At 59.7% G+C, this 15,830-nt stretch carries 12 protein-coding genes; 4 read left to right on the top strand and 8 right to left on the bottom strand.

The genetic code is table 11. From position 1 onward, the window contains the following. The first annotated feature begins 137 nt into the window (after positions 1-137). The 4 genes from ACWKWM_RS16755 to ACWKWM_RS16740 all read left to right on the top strand — a co-directional run bounded on the left by ACWKWM_RS16755 (position 138) and on the right by ACWKWM_RS16740 (position 5,038). Positions 138-1,649 carry an efflux transporter outer membrane subunit gene (locus ACWKWM_RS16755; protein WP_483847208.1) on the top strand — a complete coding sequence of 504 codons (1,512 nt, stop codon included), beginning with the start codon at positions 138-140 and terminating at the stop codon, positions 1,647-1,649. A 133-nt stretch (positions 1,650-1,782) separates the two neighbouring features. Then, positions 1,783-3,969, top strand: a complete 2,187-nt coding sequence (locus ACWKWM_RS16750; RefSeq protein ID WP_483847207.1) for an FUSC family protein — start codon at positions 1,783-1,785, stop codon at positions 3,967-3,969. Next, positions 3,959-4,159, top strand: coding sequence for a DUF1656 domain-containing protein (locus ACWKWM_RS16745; RefSeq protein WP_483847206.1), 201 nt, complete (start codon positions 3,959-3,961; stop codon positions 4,157-4,159). Before ACWKWM_RS16750 ends, ACWKWM_RS16745 begins: the two co-directional genes overlap by 11 nt. A 15-nt stretch (positions 4,160-4,174) precedes the next feature. Then, positions 4,175-5,038: an efflux RND transporter periplasmic adaptor subunit gene (locus ACWKWM_RS16740; RefSeq protein WP_483847205.1), complete on the top strand. Its 864-nt coding sequence runs from the start codon at positions 4,175-4,177 to the stop codon at positions 5,036-5,038. Here ACWKWM_RS16740 and ACWKWM_RS16735 read toward each other — a convergent pair. The 8 genes from ACWKWM_RS16735 to ACWKWM_RS16700 all read right to left on the bottom strand — a co-directional run bounded on the left by ACWKWM_RS16735 (position 5,029) and on the right by ACWKWM_RS16700 (position 15,823). Next, positions 5,029-7,158 carry a hypothetical protein gene (locus ACWKWM_RS16735; RefSeq protein ID WP_483847204.1) on the bottom strand — a complete coding sequence of 710 codons (2,130 nt, stop codon included), beginning with the start codon at positions 7,156-7,158 and terminating at the stop codon, positions 5,029-5,031. The genes ACWKWM_RS16740 and ACWKWM_RS16735 overlap by 10 nt on opposite strands. 210 nt (positions 7,159-7,368) lie before the next feature. Next, positions 7,369-8,193, bottom strand: coding sequence for an SDR family oxidoreductase (locus tag ACWKWM_RS16730; protein ID WP_483847203.1), 825 nt, complete (start codon positions 8,191-8,193; stop codon positions 7,369-7,371). A gap of 143 nt (positions 8,194-8,336) precedes the next feature. Beyond that, positions 8,337-8,801 (bottom strand): multidrug transporter, encoded by a 465-nt coding sequence (locus ACWKWM_RS16725; RefSeq protein WP_483847202.1) that lies wholly within the window; start codon positions 8,799-8,801, stop codon positions 8,337-8,339. A 294-nt stretch (positions 8,802-9,095) separates the two neighbouring features. After that, a complete protein-coding gene (locus ACWKWM_RS16720) occupies positions 9,096-10,550 on the bottom strand; it encodes a mannose-1-phosphate guanylyltransferase/mannose-6-phosphate isomerase (RefSeq protein WP_483847201.1) in 1,455 nt (484 codons plus the stop codon). A 461-nt stretch (positions 10,551-11,011) separates the two neighbouring features. After that, positions 11,012-11,692 carry an alginate O-acetyltransferase AlgF gene (locus ACWKWM_RS16715; protein WP_483847200.1) on the bottom strand — a complete coding sequence of 227 codons (681 nt, stop codon included), beginning with the start codon at positions 11,690-11,692 and terminating at the stop codon, positions 11,012-11,014. 13 nt (positions 11,693-11,705) lie between these two features. Next, complete coding sequence (locus ACWKWM_RS16710; protein ID WP_483847199.1) at positions 11,706-12,881, bottom strand: alginate O-acetyltransferase; 1,176 nt, start codon at positions 12,879-12,881, stop codon at positions 11,706-11,708. Between the two features lie 10 nt (positions 12,882-12,891). Beyond that, complete coding sequence (locus ACWKWM_RS16705; protein ID WP_483847198.1) at positions 12,892-14,457, bottom strand: MBOAT family O-acyltransferase; 1,566 nt, start codon at positions 14,455-14,457, stop codon at positions 12,892-12,894. Positions 14,458-14,686: 229 nt separating this feature from the next. Then, positions 14,687-15,823 (bottom strand): mannuronate-specific alginate lyase, encoded by a 1,137-nt coding sequence (locus ACWKWM_RS16700; RefSeq protein WP_483847197.1) that lies wholly within the window; start codon positions 15,821-15,823, stop codon positions 14,687-14,689. Positions 15,824-15,830 lie beyond the last annotated feature (7 nt).

Raw genomic sequence — 15,830 nt, 5'->3', positions numbered from 1 at the left:
ATCCATGTCAGCCATACCAAAGGATTATCCTCCGTTCGGTAACAAAGATTCACAGAAGTCCCGGCTTATCGCCGTCGCAGACGCATCCTAAAATCGCGGCACCTTTCGTATTCCTCCACATTCGGGTAATCGCAGCTGTGCCGCGTCGCATCATCAGAGGGCTCAAGCCCCTCACTGTCCTGGCTTTAATCCTGGTTGTCAGCGGCTGCATCGGAACCGGCGGAATCAAACCCCAAGGCACGTCATTGCCAGCCAACGCGCTGGCCACCGACGAGGCCATCAAAGATGCAGCCCAAGACGCCCACTGGCCCGCAGGTCAGTGGTGGCGCGCTTATGGCGATGATCAACTCAATCACTGGATCGATCTGGCTGCGCTTGGCAGTCCGAGTCTGGCGATGGCGGCCGCACGCGTGCGTCAGGCAAAAGCCATGGCGGGTGTGGCCGAATCGGCTGAATCGGTGCAGATCAACGCCGACAGCACATTGAAACGGCACAACTGGCCGACCGACCAGTTCTATGGCCCCGGTGAGTTATCGAACACCAGCACGTGGGACAACAACGCATCCTTGGGTCTGAGTTATTCCCTCGACTTGTGGGGTCGCGAAAGCAACAACAGCGAACGCGCGCTGGACCTTGCCCACATGAGCGCGGCGCAGGAACGTCAGGCGCAGCTGGAATTGCAGGACAACATGGTCCGCGCTTACATCCAGTTGTCGCTCAACTACGCCCAGCGCGACATCGCTGAGGCGACGCTCAAACAGCAACAGCAGATTCTTGATTTGGCGCAGCGTCGCTTGCAGGGCGGCATCGGCACGCATTTTGAAGTCAGCCAGGCCGAGACCCCGTTGCCGGAAACCCACCGCCAGATCGATGCACTGGACGAAGCGATCGCCCTGAGTCGCAACCAGATTTCGGCGTTAGCGGGCAAAGGACCGGGAGAGGGCGCGCAATTGCAGCGCCCGACGCTGTCGTTGCAAGCGCCGCTGAAACTGCCATCGGCATTGCCCGCCGAACTGCTGGGCCAGCGCCCGGACGTGGTTGCCAGCCGTTGGCGAGTGGCGGCGCAGGCGCGGGGCATTGATGTGGCGCACGCAGGCTTTTATCCGAACGTCGATCTGGTGGGCAGCCTCGGCTACATGGCCACCGGTGGCGGCATGCTGGAGTTTCTGACCGGCAAGAAATTCAACTACAGCGTCGGTCCGGCGATCACCCTGCCGATCTTCGACGGCGGGCGCTTGCGCTCCGATTTGGGCGAAGCGTCTGCGGGTTATGACGAGGCCGTGGCGCAGTACAACCAGACGCTGGTGAATGCGCTAAAAAGCATCTCCGATCAGCTGATTCGCCGCGCGTCGATGGACAAGCAGCAAGGCTTTGCCGACGAATCGGTGGCGACGGCGCAGAAGACTTATGACATCGCGATGGTCGCCTACAAGCGCGGCCTCACTGATTACCTGAATGTGTTGAACGCGCAGACGTTGCTGTTCCATCAGCAGCAGGTGCAGCAGCAGGTTCAGGCCGCGCGGTTGACCGTGCACGCCGAGTTGGTGGTGGCGTTGGGTGGTGGGTTGATGGCGGGCAATGATTCGCCGGCGCAGGACCGGACCGTGGCGCCCAAGACGCCCAAGACGTTGGCGGTGTTTGACAAGTGAGCCAGACCATTTTGCAGCGCCAATGCAGGCCTCTTCGCGGACAGGTCCGCTCCCACAGGGCTGGGCGGAGTCCTTGTGGGAGCGGACCTGTCCGCGAATGCGTTGGGCCAGCCACCAGAGGTCACGAACTGAGATGACCACGCTCCTGCACCGCATCACCACTTTGCCATGGCGCCGGGAATTCTTCGGCTGGGCGCGAAGCGATGGCGTGACCTGGATCTACATCTTCAAGGTGCTGATTGCGGCGTTCCTGACCTACTGGCTGGCCATGCGTCTGGAACTGCCGCAACCGCGCACGGCGATGATCACCGTGTTCATCGTCATGCAGCCGCAGAGCGGGCACGTGTTCGCCAAGAGTTTTTACCGCTTTCTCGGCACGCTCGCAGGGTCGGTGGTGATGGTGCTGCTGATGGCATTGTTTGCGCAGAACAGCGAGCTGTTTCTCGGCAGCCTGGCGCTGTGGGTCGGCTTTTGCTGCGCCGGCGCTGCCCGTTATCGCAACTTTCGCGCCTACGGCTTTGTGCTGGCCGGCTACACCGCTGCGATGACCGGCCTGCCAGCGTTGGCGCACCCCGAAACCTCGTTCATGGCGGCCATGTGGCGGGTGCTGGAAATCTCCCTCGGTATCGCCTGTTCAACGCTGGTCACCGCCGCGATCCTGCCGCAAAGCTCTGGCGCGTCGATGCGCAACGCTTTGTATCAGCGCTTCGGCGTGTTCGCTGCATTCGTCAATCACGGGCTGCGCGGCACCTCCGATCCTGCGTCGTTCGAAGCCAATAACGTGCGCTTTATTGCCGACGCAGTAGGGCTGGAAGGGCTGCGCGCAGTCACGGTGTTTGAAGACCCGCACATGCGTCGGCGCAACGGACGGCTCAACCGTTTGAACAGCGAATTCATGACGCTGACCACGCGCTTCAACGCCCTGCATCAACTGCTCGAACGCCTGCGCAATCGCGGCGAAACCACGGTGCTGCGGGCGATTGAGCCGGGGCTGACTGCGCTGGCGAAGCTGCTGGATGATTTTGCTGGACGCGCGCTGATCGACGCGGACGCCAAGCTGCTGGCCAGCCGGTTAAGCGCCTACCAGGCCGAGTTGCCCGACCATGTGCGCAGTCTTCGCGCCGAGTTTATGAAGACTGAACCCAGTGATGACCAGCAGTTGGATTTCCACACCGCCTACGAACTGCTTTATCGCTTCGTCGACGACATGCACGATTACGCGCAGACCCACGCCTCACTGGCCGATCACAGCCACGAGCGGGAGAAATGGGTCGAGCCGTTCCTGTCGAAAACCAACTGGATGGCCTCAGCCGCTTCGGGCATTCGGGCGACGTTCATTCTGGGCGTGATGTCGGTGTATTGGGTCGCAACGGCGTGGCCGAGCGGCGCGACGATGACCCTGGTATCGGCGGCCACTGTGGCGCTGTCCGCGACCACGCCCAACCCGCGACGCATGTCGTTTCAAATGGCGTGCGGGACCGCCCTCGGCGCGGTGCTGGGCTTTTTCGAAACCTTCTTCATCTTCCCGCAGATCGACGGTTTTCCGTTGTTGTGCATGGTGCTGGCGCCGGTGTTTGCCTTTGGCGCGTTCCTGGCCTCACGCCCGCAGTGGGCGGGCTATGGATTGGGATTGCTGATTTTTTTCAGTATCGGATCGGCGCCCGAGAACCTTACGGTCTACAACCCCTACGTGTTCATCAACGACTACATCGCCATGGTCATTGGCATGCTGCTCTGCGCGGCAGCGGGGGCGATTATCCTGCCGCCCAACAGTCGTTGGTTGTGGCAGCGTCTGGAAAATGACCTGCGACGGCAGGTGGTATTTGCCATCAGCGCGCCGCTCAAAGGCATGCGTTCAAGCTTTGAAAGCCGCACCCGCGACTTGATGCATCAGGCTTATGGCTTGGCGGCGGGGCGTCCGGAAGTACAACGCAACCTGCTGCGCTGGATGTTCGTGGTGCTGGAAGTCGGTCAGGCGATCATGGAGCTGCGCCGCGAGCAGGACGTGTTGCCGGTCCACCCCAGCTACGCCGAATCGCAACCCTGGCGGCAGGCGATCCGGGTTATGGGGCGCTCGCTGATTCGCCTGTTTATCCAGCCGGATCGCAACAATCTGGCGCGCAGCCTTTACGCCGTCGACCACGCTATTACCTGCGTAGCCCAGACCGACGAGCCCTTCGCGCCGCATTTCGATACTTCGCCGTTGCGTCGGGTCAAGAGCCATCTGCACTTCATCCGCACTTCGCTGCTCGACCCGCAGTCGCCTCTGGCCGCCTACGCCCCCAATCACGAGCCGCAAGGACTTCTGCATGCCGCGTGAAATTGCTTTTCACGGCGTTTACATGCCCACCGTGACCGTGATGTTCGTGGTGGCGATGGTCATTGCCTGGGCCCTGGACCGGTTGATGTCCGGGCTTGATCTGTACCGTTTCTTCTGGCATCCGGCGCTGTTGCGCCTGAGCCTGTTCAGCTGCATTTTCGGCGCCATGGCGCTCACTGTTTACCGTTGAGGCTCGTTGCTTGAGATGAAAAAGCTCTTCAGTCTGATCGCCACATTGCTGGTGCTGGCGTTGGCCATCTGGATAGGCCGGCTGCTGTGGATTCACTACATGGACACGCCCTGGACCCGTGACGGGCGAGTGCGCGCGGACGTGATCAACGTCGCCGCCGATGTGACTGGCACCGTGGTGGATGTGCCGGTGCGCGATAACCAACAAGTGAAAAAGGGCGATCTGTTGATGCAGATCGACCCTGAGCATTATCAGTTGGCGGTCAAGCAGGCGCAGGCGCTGGTGTCGTCGCGCAAAGCAACGTGGGAGATGCGCAAGGTCAACGCCAGCCGTCGCGCCGACATGGACAATCTGGTGATTTCAGCCGAAAGCCGCGAAGACGCCTCCAACGTCGCCACCTCGGCCCAGGCCGATTACCAGTTGGCCCAGGCGCAACTGGAAGCCGCCGAACTGAACCTCAAACGCACGCGCGTGCTGGCGGCGGTGGACGGCTACGTGACCAACCTCAACGTGCATCGCGGCGATTACGCGCGCATCGGCGAAGCAAAGATGGCCGTGGTTGATATGAATTCGTTCTGGGTCTATGGCTTCTTCGAAGAAACCAAATTGCCCCACGTCAATATCGGTGACCCGGCGGACATGCAGTTGATGAGCGGCGAAGTCATGAAAGGCCACGTCGAAAGCATCGCCCGCGCCATCTACGACCGCGATAACCCCGAGAGCCGCGAGCTGATCGCCGACGTCAATCCGACCTTCAACTGGGTACGTCTGGCCCAGCGCGTGCCGGTACGCATTCATCTGGATTACGTACCGGCGGGCGTGGTGTTGGCGGCGGGTATTACGTGTACCGTTATCGTCAATCCGGGTGATCAGTTGTAGAGATACGCAGGGTCAATCTCTAAATCTGCTGCTTGGGCATGAATGTTCAAAGCAGCCCCCGATTTAATGACCGTCGCTGATGCCGCCGCCGCGAGAAGTTCCTTGATTGCAGCCTTGGCTTGCTCGCGCGCCAGCTTGCGCAGGACAGGGGGATTAGCGATAAACACGCCCTGCCGGTCATAGGCCCCAAGTACTGTAGACCCGGCCAGCCCCTCGGCGTAGTTGATTTCGGTCGGCTTGAACTCTATCGCAGGGGCCTTCGGATACTGCGCTTTGTAATGGTTGGCGTAGAGGTGGTAGCCATCATAGCGGCGGGCATCGATGAGGTAGGTGTAGCCACCCTTGCCGCCGCCGTAGACGAAAGCTCCGGTGTTTTCCTCCAGATAGAAAAACGACGTGGAAATGCCCTTGCCGTCAGGGTCCAGCGCATCGTGGCCACCCCCGAATCCGCCGCGCACGCCGGTGACCTGGTGAATATCGCGCTTGATATCTCCAGGTGGCGTGCGCAGCTGGAATCCTTCTTTGAACACTACTTCGGGTGGGCGCATGTCGCCGCGAAACACCTGGCCGCGCCAGATCGTCAGGTCGTGACCTTCTACGGCTTTGTTCAACATTCGGCCCTGACCCCTGACCAGTTTCTGCGCATGCTCAGGGCCCGTCGCAAGCTGTTGGGTGAGCGCGACGTTGAAGCGCTCGATTTGAGCCGCAGTCGGTTTGCGTACGGTGCTGATGACCTGGTGAGGCAGCTGCGAAGCGCCGGGGAAGTAGTGGCGGCGCAATAATTTGGCCACTCGGGTGCTGACCTTCGATTGCATCGCTGCTGATAGCGCTTTGCCAAGTATCTTCTGTGCAAGCGGCCCCGCTATTTCTGAAACGCCCATGATGAAAGCGGATGTATAGCGCTCGCTTGCCTGATCTGGCGTGTCGGCCAGAGACCCTCGAATCCCCTCCAGCGTCGACGCCGTCATCCCCAAAAGGAACGAGGCGACCATTCTCCCCGCCACTAACGCGCCGCCTGCCGGCAACAGCACGGCCATGGAGAGTCCTTGCAACATCGCCACGCCCAGTTCAAGGCTTTTGTCAGTGAAACGTTCGGTGTCGGTGGAGACCAGCGTGTCCATGTCCGACAACATTCGGTTCAGTCTGAGCACGTAAAGCTCGCCGACTATATCTTCACTGTTGGCGAACGTCAGAGAGGGCCGCGTTATGACTTTCTTGCCGAGGAAAATCTTACGATAGAGCAGACTGTCGTTACCCTCCCTGAGTCTTTCATAGATGGGCAGTCGTTCAAGTATCAGACGCTTGAGCGTCGGCGAACGTGTGACAAATATCATGCGCTGGGTGGTGTCGGCAGGCAGCTCCAGGACCGCCTGTTCGGGCACCATCCCAAGGAAAATCAGCAAGCTGTTTCGGTTGGCGTATTCGCTGTCCTTAGGCCACGCCAGTCGCGCGACCTGCCCGAGCTGAACCCCGCTGGCGCGATGAAAATGGACGGTCTGGAGCTTGATTCGCTTATCCAGGCAGGCCTGCGCCAGGCTGCGATTGTCGGGTTTGATCTCGGCCCTGTTCAGGTACGCCTTGAGAATCGTGTCCAACTCGTTTTCGATCAGCAGTCTGGAAATGTACTCGACATCCGGGCGCACGAACGTTGTATCGATCTCGGCTCTGTATTCGTTTTGCAAGTCAGCACTTTCCAACGCGGTGGTGAGAGCTTTGGGATATTCGGGAGGCCAGACGATGCGCAAGCTCGTACCGTTTTGCAGCTGCTTGATGTAGCTGTCGGTGACGATGTCGAACAGCTTGAATTGCCGGCTTTTGGGCAGCATAGACGGTACGCCGCCCTGAATAGGGCCTGTGAACGGCGCAGGCAGATGTTCCATATAGCGGACGGTAATCAGTGTTTGGCTGGTAATGGCGGCTTTTGTTTGCGGCTCGGCGTCGGACTCCTCAACCAGTCGCGCGATTGCGGTTTCGATATAGGCGATAGGGCTGAAAAGCCTGGGATTTACGATGTCGGTGAAGAAGTGCGCGATATCGTCGATTGCGATATTCAGTGCGTCATTTTCAGTCTCTGTACTGTTCAGGGCTCGGTCGGCGGGTTGCGCGTCGTTCGTGTTCATGTTCGTCATCCTTGACGGTCGGCATCAGCGTTGTTGCTGACGTTCGTCACAGATTATGGCGCCGGGTGTAGGAGATGGCTGTCGGAAATGTCGTCAGTCGGGATAGGGCAGGAGCGTTCTTCACGTTGATTTGTGCAGGGGAGGCTGCGGGGCTTTGCCCGTCCATCCTGGCGCAGTGGCTTGACGCTTGCAGCGAGGGGGGGCGTTTTGTCAGAGTTTGCCGCCCAACCCAAACCGTTTGCTCAACACCCGATCCAGCAACCCCTTGGGCAGCAGCCAAGCCAGCAGTGGCAGCGCGTGGCAGCCGTTTCCGGATCTCAATAACCGTGGCGGTTTAGGTTGGCGCACGGCCCTGAGCACGTCTCGGGCAAAGTCGACGGCGGGTGTGGGGTTGTTCTGCGAAGCATTGGCGCGGGCGCGGATACTGTCGCGCAACGGCCACCACGGTGAGCCTTCGTGGATCAGCTGTTCTGCTTCGCGTTTGGCGTTGTTGGCGAACTGGGTGTCGATGGCTCCGGGTTGTACTTCCATGACGCGGATACCGAACGGCGCGAGTTCCAGGCGCAAGGCTTCGTTCATCGCATGCACTGCCGCCTTGGATGCGCAATAACCGCCGGCAAACGGCGTGACCAATACGCCGGACACGCTGCCAATGTTGACCAACAGGCCTTTGCAGCGGCGCAGGGCTGGGAACAGTGCGCGAGTGACACCGACGATGGAAAACACGTTGGTTTCAAATTGTCTGCGCAGCCCCTCGACGCCGCCGTCGAGCAAGGGGCCGATGCCGCCGTAACCTGCGTTATTGATCAGCACGTCGAGCGCAGTGTTGGTTTGGTCGAGCCTGGCCACCAGCCGCACAAGCGCGGTTGGGTCATTGACGTCCAGCTCGATGCCGGTGAAGCCTGCGGCGTTGAGCGCCAACACGTCTTCTGGCTTGCGAGCCGTGGCCCATACTTCATATCCCGCCGACTTGAAGGCATCAGCCATGGCGCGACCGATGCCGCTGGAACAACCGGTAATGAGGGCAACGGGCATGGCGTGATGTTCCTTGCGTAGAGATGTGTGGGAGGGAGCTTGCTCGCGAAGCGTTATGTCGGACGATGACGATGTGGAAGGCATTGCGACGCCTCGCGAGCAAGCCTCCTCCCCCATAGCGTTGTTGGTGGGGGCTGGAGGGGCTAATCCGAAAACGTGCCCTGCAATCGTTCGGCGCGAAATTCAAGGGTTTGCGGTCGATAGCCCACGCGCAATGGGGGCAAGGGGAGACAGTCCTGCCATTGGCTGCCGGGGAGCAATTCGCCAGGCCCGCGATAGCGTGGGGCGGTGTACGTGTCTTCGGCGAGATTGACGGTATCGCCTGGTGCGTAAGCGGCCACCTTCCAGCGCAGTTCGCTGAGCGGCACCTTATTGCCGTTATCGATCAGCACCAGCAATGGTCGGCCAATCGGGCATTGCTCAGGGGCATAGTCCAGGCGCAGTTGCAGCCGTTCCAACCGCTGCGTGTCGCGGCTGTCCTGCCAGATCACGCCCAGCGCAACGATCCCCAGCCCTGCCGCCGCCGCCAGCGAAACCGGCAACGCTTTGGATGGGTAACGTAAGAGCAGGACCAGCCAGGTGAGCAGCAGTATGGCGCCGAAAATCATGGGGAGCGTCCGGAACGGGCAGATGTGGGCATCGTACCGAAAGGGGAGGGTTAGACCAAATCTCTGATTTCACTTGGGCCGGCGCGGAACCCGTGGGAGCGGACCTGTCCGCGAATACGTCGTCACATCCGATGCATCTGTGGCCTGAAACCCTGCATTCGCGGACAGGTCCGCTCCCACAGTTTGTTCAAAAGCTAATGAATGTCCCACGCACAAAAAAGCCCCCGTCGAGCGACTGCGCATGGGGCTTCGCAGAGCTTGACGGGGGCAGGAGATGCTCGCTGAACGCGAGTATCAGCGTGCGATGGTTTGGGTTTTTATCCCCGCTTCCGCCGAGTTGTTAGAGCGGCCATAGACGTCTTCGAAACGTTCGATATCGTCTTCGCCCAGGTAGCTGCCTGATTGGACTTCGATGATTTCCAGCGGGATCTTGCCTGGGTTTCGCAAGCGGTGGACCGACGCGATCGGGATGTAGGTGGACTGGTTTTCAGTGAGCAGGAACACGTTCTCGTCACAGGTGACCTGAGCGGTGCCCGAAACAACGATCCAGTGTTCGGCGCGGTGATGGTGCATCTGCAGCGACAGGCTGGCGCCCGGCTTCACCGAGATACGCTTGACCTGGAAACGGCCGCCCATGTCCACGGAGTCGTACGAGCCCCACGGGCGATAGACCTCAAGGTGGTTCTGGGTTTCGGTGCGACCCTGTTCGTTCAGGGTGTTGACCATCTGCTTGACGCCCTGAACCTTGTCCTTGTGGACGATCATCATGGCGTCTTTGGTTTCGACCACAACGATGTCGTCCAGACCAATCACTGACACCAGTTTGCCGTTGCCGTGAACCATGCAGTTGCGGCTGTCCTGCAAGATGACGTCGCCTTTGGTGACGTTGCCGTTGGCGTCTTTGTCATGCACGGCCCACAGCGAAGCCCAGCAACCCACGTCGCTCCAGCCGGCTGAAAGTGGCACAACGCAGGCGCGTTGGGTTTTTTCCATCACGGCGTAGTCGATGGAGTTGTCCGGGCACTGAGCAAAGGTTGCCGGATCGATTTCGACGCTGTCGCCTTCTTGCTGGCTGCGCTCAAGGGTCAGCAGGCAGGTGTCGTAGATGTCCGGGTCGTGCTTTTTCAGCTCTTCGAGGAAGCGGCTGGCACGGAACAGGAACATGCCGCTGTTCCAGAAGTAACCACCGGCTTCGACGAATTCGGTGGCGCGTTTTTCGTCCGGTTTTTCGACGAAGTGCGAAACACGGCTCACACCTTCAGGCAGCAGGGCGTCGGCGGTTGATTTGATGTAGCCGTAGCCGGTTTCTGGCTTGGTGGCCGGGATGCCGAACAACACCATTTCGCCACGTTCGGCGGCAACGGTGGCCAGGGCCAGTGCGCGTTGCAGGGCTTTTTGATCTTCGATGACGTGGTCGGCTGGCAGTACCAGCATCAGTTCGTCGCGACCCTCGTTGACCAGCATCATTGCGGTCAGGGCCACGGCCGGTGCGGTATTGCGGCCGAACGGTTCCATGATGATGGATTGGGTGTCCAGGTTCAGCGCACCCAGTTGCTCGTTGACGATGAAGCGGTGTTCCTTGTTGCACACCACGATGGGGTGCTGCATGCCTTCGAACACCAGGCGCTCAAGGGTTTGCTGAAACAGGGTGTGCTTACCGGTCAGCGCCAGGAACTGTTTAGGGAACTGTTTGCGCGAAAGCGGCCAGAGTCGGGAACCGCTGCCACCTGACAAGATCACTGGAATCATTTTGTTTCTCCAATAGCAAAAGCGTTCGAATGGGCTGAATCGGTATCTGTCGTTTCGTCTTGCTTATTGTTGTCTTGCATCGGTCGGCGCTCTCTTGGCAACAATGCCTAGCACCGACCGCATATCTCGCTTCTGCCGAAGGCGTAAACCTGAGGTCAGGGTGTAGCTGAACCACCCCGTTCGCCGGGTTACTACCGCTGCGCGGCAGATCGTGGGCAAGCCCTACTCCTACGGCCTGCGGCCAGAATCAGAAGCTGCCACGTGCCAAAGAGCTTCTGCCGAAGGCGTAGGAGCCTGGCTTGCCGGCGATCGGCGGGGCACCCGTCGTAAAACCTGAGATCGAGGTGTAGCTGAACCACCCCGTTCGCCGGGTTACTACCGCTGCGCGGCAGATCGTCGGCAAGCCAACTCCTACGGCCTGCGGCCAGAATCAGAAGCCATTTGCCGAAATCAGAAATCGCTTATCGAGTCGCGGTAGGGCGCTTTACCCAGACCGGGGACAAGTTGGTGCCGCTACCGGTGACATACAGCACGGCGGCTTCGCCACGCTCCAGTGCGACGGGCTTGACGTCGCTGACTTTCTTGTCGCCTTCGTACAGGGCCAGGCTGACTTTGACCGGGTTGATCTCGCGCTCGCCGGTGCCCTTGGCTTTGACCGCTTCAACTACGGCGGTTTTGCCGTCGGCGGTCTTCAGGGTCAGCGGTTTGTCGCTCAGGTTCTGCACGCGCACCAGGGACTTCTGCTTGTTCTTGAATGGCGGCTCTTCGACCAGTTGCGGAGTGCCTGAGGTGTTGTTGACGATGGTGTAGTAGTGATCGCCCGCGAGTTTCACCGGCAGGGTCTGGCTGCCGATCTTGGCGCTGTAATCGCCTTGGGGCATGAAGCTGAAGTCGCTGCTGGCCAGTGGGCCGACTTCGCTCAGGTTGGTATTGCCGACGCTGGCGCTGACTTCGGCATTGCTGGCGTTGTAAACCCGCACAAAGGTCGAGCCTTTGGGTGCGGTCGGGCCGTAGAGCGCGGAGTCACCGGCGTAAGCCTGCAACGAGACGAAGCCAAGGCTGGCGGCCAGGACGCAGGTTTTCAGCAGACGGCTGGTGCGTACGCAAGTGGCCAAACGATTTGGAGTGGTCTGTAAGGTCATTTTGAGAGTCCTCTCAGTTTTGCGCCCGGTTGGGCGACTCGGAGTTGTTGGCGTTAAGTGCCAGATTTTGTTGAGGGTCACGGGCCTTTTTCAGTTCGGCAATCCACTGAGGATCGAACTCGCCAAGGTCGTTGTGAGCGGGCAGGTAACGCTCCGGGAATTCCCAGATCAGCACCTGCGGCGGGCTGCTCTTGAAGGCGTCGGTCTGCAGATATTTGAGCATCGGCAGGATCGGGCCATGGCCGTCTTCGGCGTAATTGACGACGTCACTGTTCAGCGCCTGCTTGAGGGCGCCGGCAAAGTTCCAGTTAGGGTTGGCGCTGTAGCTGGTACCGACCAGGCCGACTGCTACCTGATTGTCGGCAAACAGTGCATCACCGCTGTCAGCCTCAGGCGTGGCAGGGTTGGTACTGCGTTGTTGCAGATCATCGGGTTTTGGCAGCAGGTTGCTGAACAATGGGTCCAGTGGCAGGAAGTTGGTCAGGTCGCCCTTGTACGGTTCGCTCGCTTTAGCTTCGGTGACGAAGGTCTGCGGGTCGCCGTTCAGTGGCGTCTGCTTCGAGATCGCTGCACCCAGTTGCTGCGCAACCACTTCGGCGCCCATCGGCGTCCAGTGGGTGTCAGTGCGCAGGAACACCTGGCCGTTGTTTTTGGCGTTTTGCAGCGGGGTCAGCAGGTCAGGGGCAAAAATCCCTGCCTGACTCACTTGCGCATGAAACTGCTGGTACAAGTCAGTGTGCAGCGTGGCCGGGGCATTGCTGCCGATATGCTCCGGATACAGACGGGTCTTGGCCGGAATGATCGCCAGCACCAGCTCTGTGCCTTGCTTTTTCAGCTGATCGCGCACGCCCTGAATGATTGCCAGGTTGTCTGCTTCGTTCTGCTCGCCGTTGGCCACTGCATCGAATTCTTCGTCGGTGTAGAGCCATTGGTCCTTGCCCAGGACAACGCCGGGACGACCTTCGTTGAACACCTTGTAATCCAGCGCCGCCCAGAGGTTGGTGCCCAGGCGCTTGATCGGAAACTCTTCGTCGTAATGGGTTTCCACAGCCTTGGTCCAGCGACCGTTGAGCACTGTGGTTTCCTGGGACGTCGAGAAGCCGCTGAAGCTGCGCAAGGACCAGATTCCCAGTGCCAGCAGGATCGCCAGAAACAGCGCGATGTAGAGGATTCGTAATGAACGGGTCATGTCAGGCTCCTCAGAACTGGAAGTAAAGGAACGGCGAGAAACTGGCCGCCGAGAGTTTGAGAATCGAGGCCACGAACATCAGCAGAATCAAGCCGCGCATGACGTAGCGCGACCAATCGGCAGTCCAGTAGGCCGGCTGAACCTGGGCTTCGACGCCCACGGTGAAACCCGGCTGGTGAATGCTGCCTGGCTTGTCGCCCGGTACGGCTTTGATCAGGCCTGGTTGCGCGGTCGCAGGGCCATCAGCTTTTACTGGCTTATCTCGATCGGTTTTCAAAGGCGCGCGGTTTTTGTAGAAATCGCGCAACCCGAAGAACGCCAGCGTGATGTACGCCACTACCAGCGTTGCCACTTGCAGACCGGTGAGGCTGGCCTGGTTGAGTTCGGACAACTGCCATTCACTGAAGCTGAACATCGCGCCATACATGCGGCCGGCGACGTGCAGGTTTTCCGAGCGGAAGATCACCCAGCCCATGACCACCAAAAGGAAAGTCAGCGCCCAGCGAACCGGATTGAAACTGCGCGGCGTGGTGTTGATCCCAAGGGCCTTTTCAATTGCCAGCCACAGGCCGTGCCATGCACCCCAGACGATGTAGGTGATGTTGGCGCCGTGCCATAGACCACCCAGCAACATCGTCAGGAACAGGTTGCGGTAGGTCGCAATTTTGCCACCACGATTGCCGCCCAAGGTGATGTACAGATAGTCACGCAGCCAGGTGGACAGGCTGATGTGCCAACGACGCCAGAACTCGGTGATCGACTGACTGATGTAAGGCTGTTTGAAGTTTTCCATGAAACGGAAACCCATCATCAGGCCCAGGCCGATGGCCATGTCGCTGTAACCGGAAAAGTCGAAATACAACTGCGCGGTATAGGCCAGCGCGCCCAGCCAGGCATCCCCAGTGGTGGGGTGCTGCAAGGCGAAGCAATGATCGGCAACGACCGCCAGCGTGTCGGCAATGAACACCTTCTTGATGAAGCCCTGCATGAAGCGGGTGGCACCCTCTGAGAACTTGTCCAGCGTGTGTGTGCGGTTGTTGAACTGATCGGCCAGATCGCGGAAACGCAGCACCGGTCCTGCAATCAGGTGCGGGAAGATCGCAACGAATGCAGCGAAGTCGATCAGGTTGCGCGTCGCCGGGGTGTCGCCACGGTACACGTCGATGATGTAGCTGATGGACTCGAAGATGTAGAACGAGATCCCGATCGGCAGCAGTACGTGGGTGAGGATGAAGGGCGAAAGACCGACCGACGTCATCATCGCGTTGATGCTGTCGACGCCAAAGTTGGCGTACTTGAAGTAGCCCAGGATGCACAAGTCCACGGCCACGCCGAGCAGCAACCAACGCTGCGCCGGTTTGGTTCGCACGCCTGCTGCGCCCACCTTGAGGCCGATCCAGTAGTTCCACAGCGTGACCGCTGCGAACAGGGCCAGGAAGTCCACTCGCCACCAGGCATAGAACACGTAGCTGGCGATCAGCAGCAGCAGGTTGCGATAGCGTTGCCCGCTCAAGTAGTACAAGCCGAGAAACACCGGCAAGAACAAGAACAGGAACACGTTGGATGAGAAAACCATCCTGATATCTCCGTTTATCCAACATCCAGGGGCCGAAGCCCCCCCATACCCCCCCAGCTCCAGAGCGGGGGGGTGAAACGTTTGAAGCGTCAGCGACAACCAAACCCGTGGGAGCGGACCTGTCCGCGAAGGAGCCAGATCAAACGATCGATATCTGCCCCAATGAATGCATTGCCGGGGCCGACGCAATCGCGGACAGGTCCGCTCCCACAGGTGTTAATCGCGTCGATTACGAACCGCTTTTGTCACCCTTTTCATGCGTCGGGTCATAAGTGCGGGTCAGATCGCCGCCGAGGCGGAAGTTCTTGAACGGCTGCATCTTGTGCTTCTGTTCCAGCACGTCCGGGCTGCAGTCGTACAGCGAGCAGTACGGTTCCAGCCAGGCGAATTTCATGGCGGTTTTCAGGTCCGTCATGTCCTGCTTTTCACCATCGCGGGCGGCGAATTCACTACCCGAATCCTTCACGCCAGCCAGCACCCGATCACCCAGACGCTTCAGCGCACCGTTGTTTTCCGGACGCAGATCCACACCGTTTACCTGAGCGAAACTGGCGATCATCGCCAGCGGCGGCAGGGCGTAGTTGTGATAGGCGAGGGCGCGTTGCTTGCGCTTCAACTCGTTAGGCAGGAAACCTTGCGCGTCGACCTGATTGGCGGCCAGGCGGAACTCCTTCACCGACCAGTCGAACAAGTCCTTGCGATTGGTGGCCACAGACGTTGCCATCACCGACCAGGCTGCCCAGTACGAATGGTTGTTGGTTTTGTCGAGCGGCAGGTTGTTCCAGTCGCTCACCACCTGATCGCCCAGCTTGCTGAACCAGGCTTCTATGACCTTCGCGTCCTGCTGGCGGGTCGCCAACGGGTGCGAATCGGAGAACTTCAGGCGCAGATAAGACGACGACATACTGCCCAACGCCCATTTGCGCATGGACTTGCCGGTGTGGTTGAAGTCGGTGGACTCCAGCGCATCGGCCTTGGCCCAAGTGGTCAACATATTCAGCGCGCAGTCGAGCTGTTCCGGACGACCATCGCGCATGTACTGCATGACCACTTTGCTGGTGTTGCGCTCCATGGTGGTGATGGATTTGGTCGCATCACGGAACGCCTGTTCGGATGCCTTGTTCAGCGTGGAACGTGCCTTGTCCGAGCCTTCGTACTTGCTGCGAAACACCAGTTTGTCGGTGTACGGCTGCGGAATGGCGTCGCAGGAGAACTTGTTCTCACCACTTTTGAATTTCTCCACGCCTTCGTAATAACCCTGCGGCGGCACGAGTGTCGTGGCGGCGCTGGCGCTATTGGCGAAAACGGTCGATGACAGCACTGCCAGCGAGAGAAGAGTAGGGAGCATCATTTTTGGAGTGTGCATAGGAGCC

The sequence above is a fragment of the Pseudomonas rosaeacicularis genome, from assembly GCF_057128745.1.
Note: the sequence above shows the minus strand (reverse complement) of the source record. Positions and strands in the feature narration are given on the sequence as shown.

Bases quoted from the DNA above. Each gene is read 5' to 3' on its own strand.
- ACWKWM_RS16750 (WP_483847207.1), top strand. From the start codon at position 1,783: ATGACCACGCTCCTGCACCGCATCACCACTTTGCCATGGCGCCGGGAA.
- ACWKWM_RS16745 (WP_483847206.1), top strand. From the start codon at position 3,959: ATGCCGCGTGAAATTGCTTTTCACGGCGTTTACATGCCCACCGTGACC.
- ACWKWM_RS16740 (WP_483847205.1), top strand. From the start codon at position 4,175: ATGAAAAAGCTCTTCAGTCTGATCGCCACATTGCTGGTGCTGGCGTTG.
- ACWKWM_RS16735 (WP_483847204.1), bottom strand. From the start codon at position 7,158: ATGAACACGAACGACGCGCAACCCGCCGACCGAGCCCTGAACAGTACA.
- ACWKWM_RS16730 (WP_483847203.1), bottom strand. From the start codon at position 8,193: ATGCCCGTTGCCCTCATTACCGGTTGTTCCAGCGGCATCGGTCGCGCC.
- ACWKWM_RS16725 (WP_483847202.1), bottom strand. From the start codon at position 8,801: ATGATTTTCGGCGCCATACTGCTGCTCACCTGGCTGGTCCTGCTCTTA.
- ACWKWM_RS16720 (WP_483847201.1), bottom strand. From the start codon at position 10,550: ATGATTCCAGTGATCTTGTCAGGTGGCAGCGGTTCCCGACTCTGGCCG.
- ACWKWM_RS16715 (WP_483847200.1), bottom strand. From the start codon at position 11,692: ATGACCTTACAGACCACTCCAAATCGTTTGGCCACTTGCGTACGCACC.
- ACWKWM_RS16710 (WP_483847199.1), bottom strand. From the start codon at position 12,881: ATGACCCGTTCATTACGAATCCTCTACATCGCGCTGTTTCTGGCGATC.
- ACWKWM_RS16705 (WP_483847198.1), bottom strand. From the start codon at position 14,457: ATGGTTTTCTCATCCAACGTGTTCCTGTTCTTGTTCTTGCCGGTGTTT.
- ACWKWM_RS16700 (WP_483847197.1), bottom strand. From the start codon at position 15,823: ATGCACACTCCAAAAATGATGCTCCCTACTCTTCTCTCGCTGGCAGTG.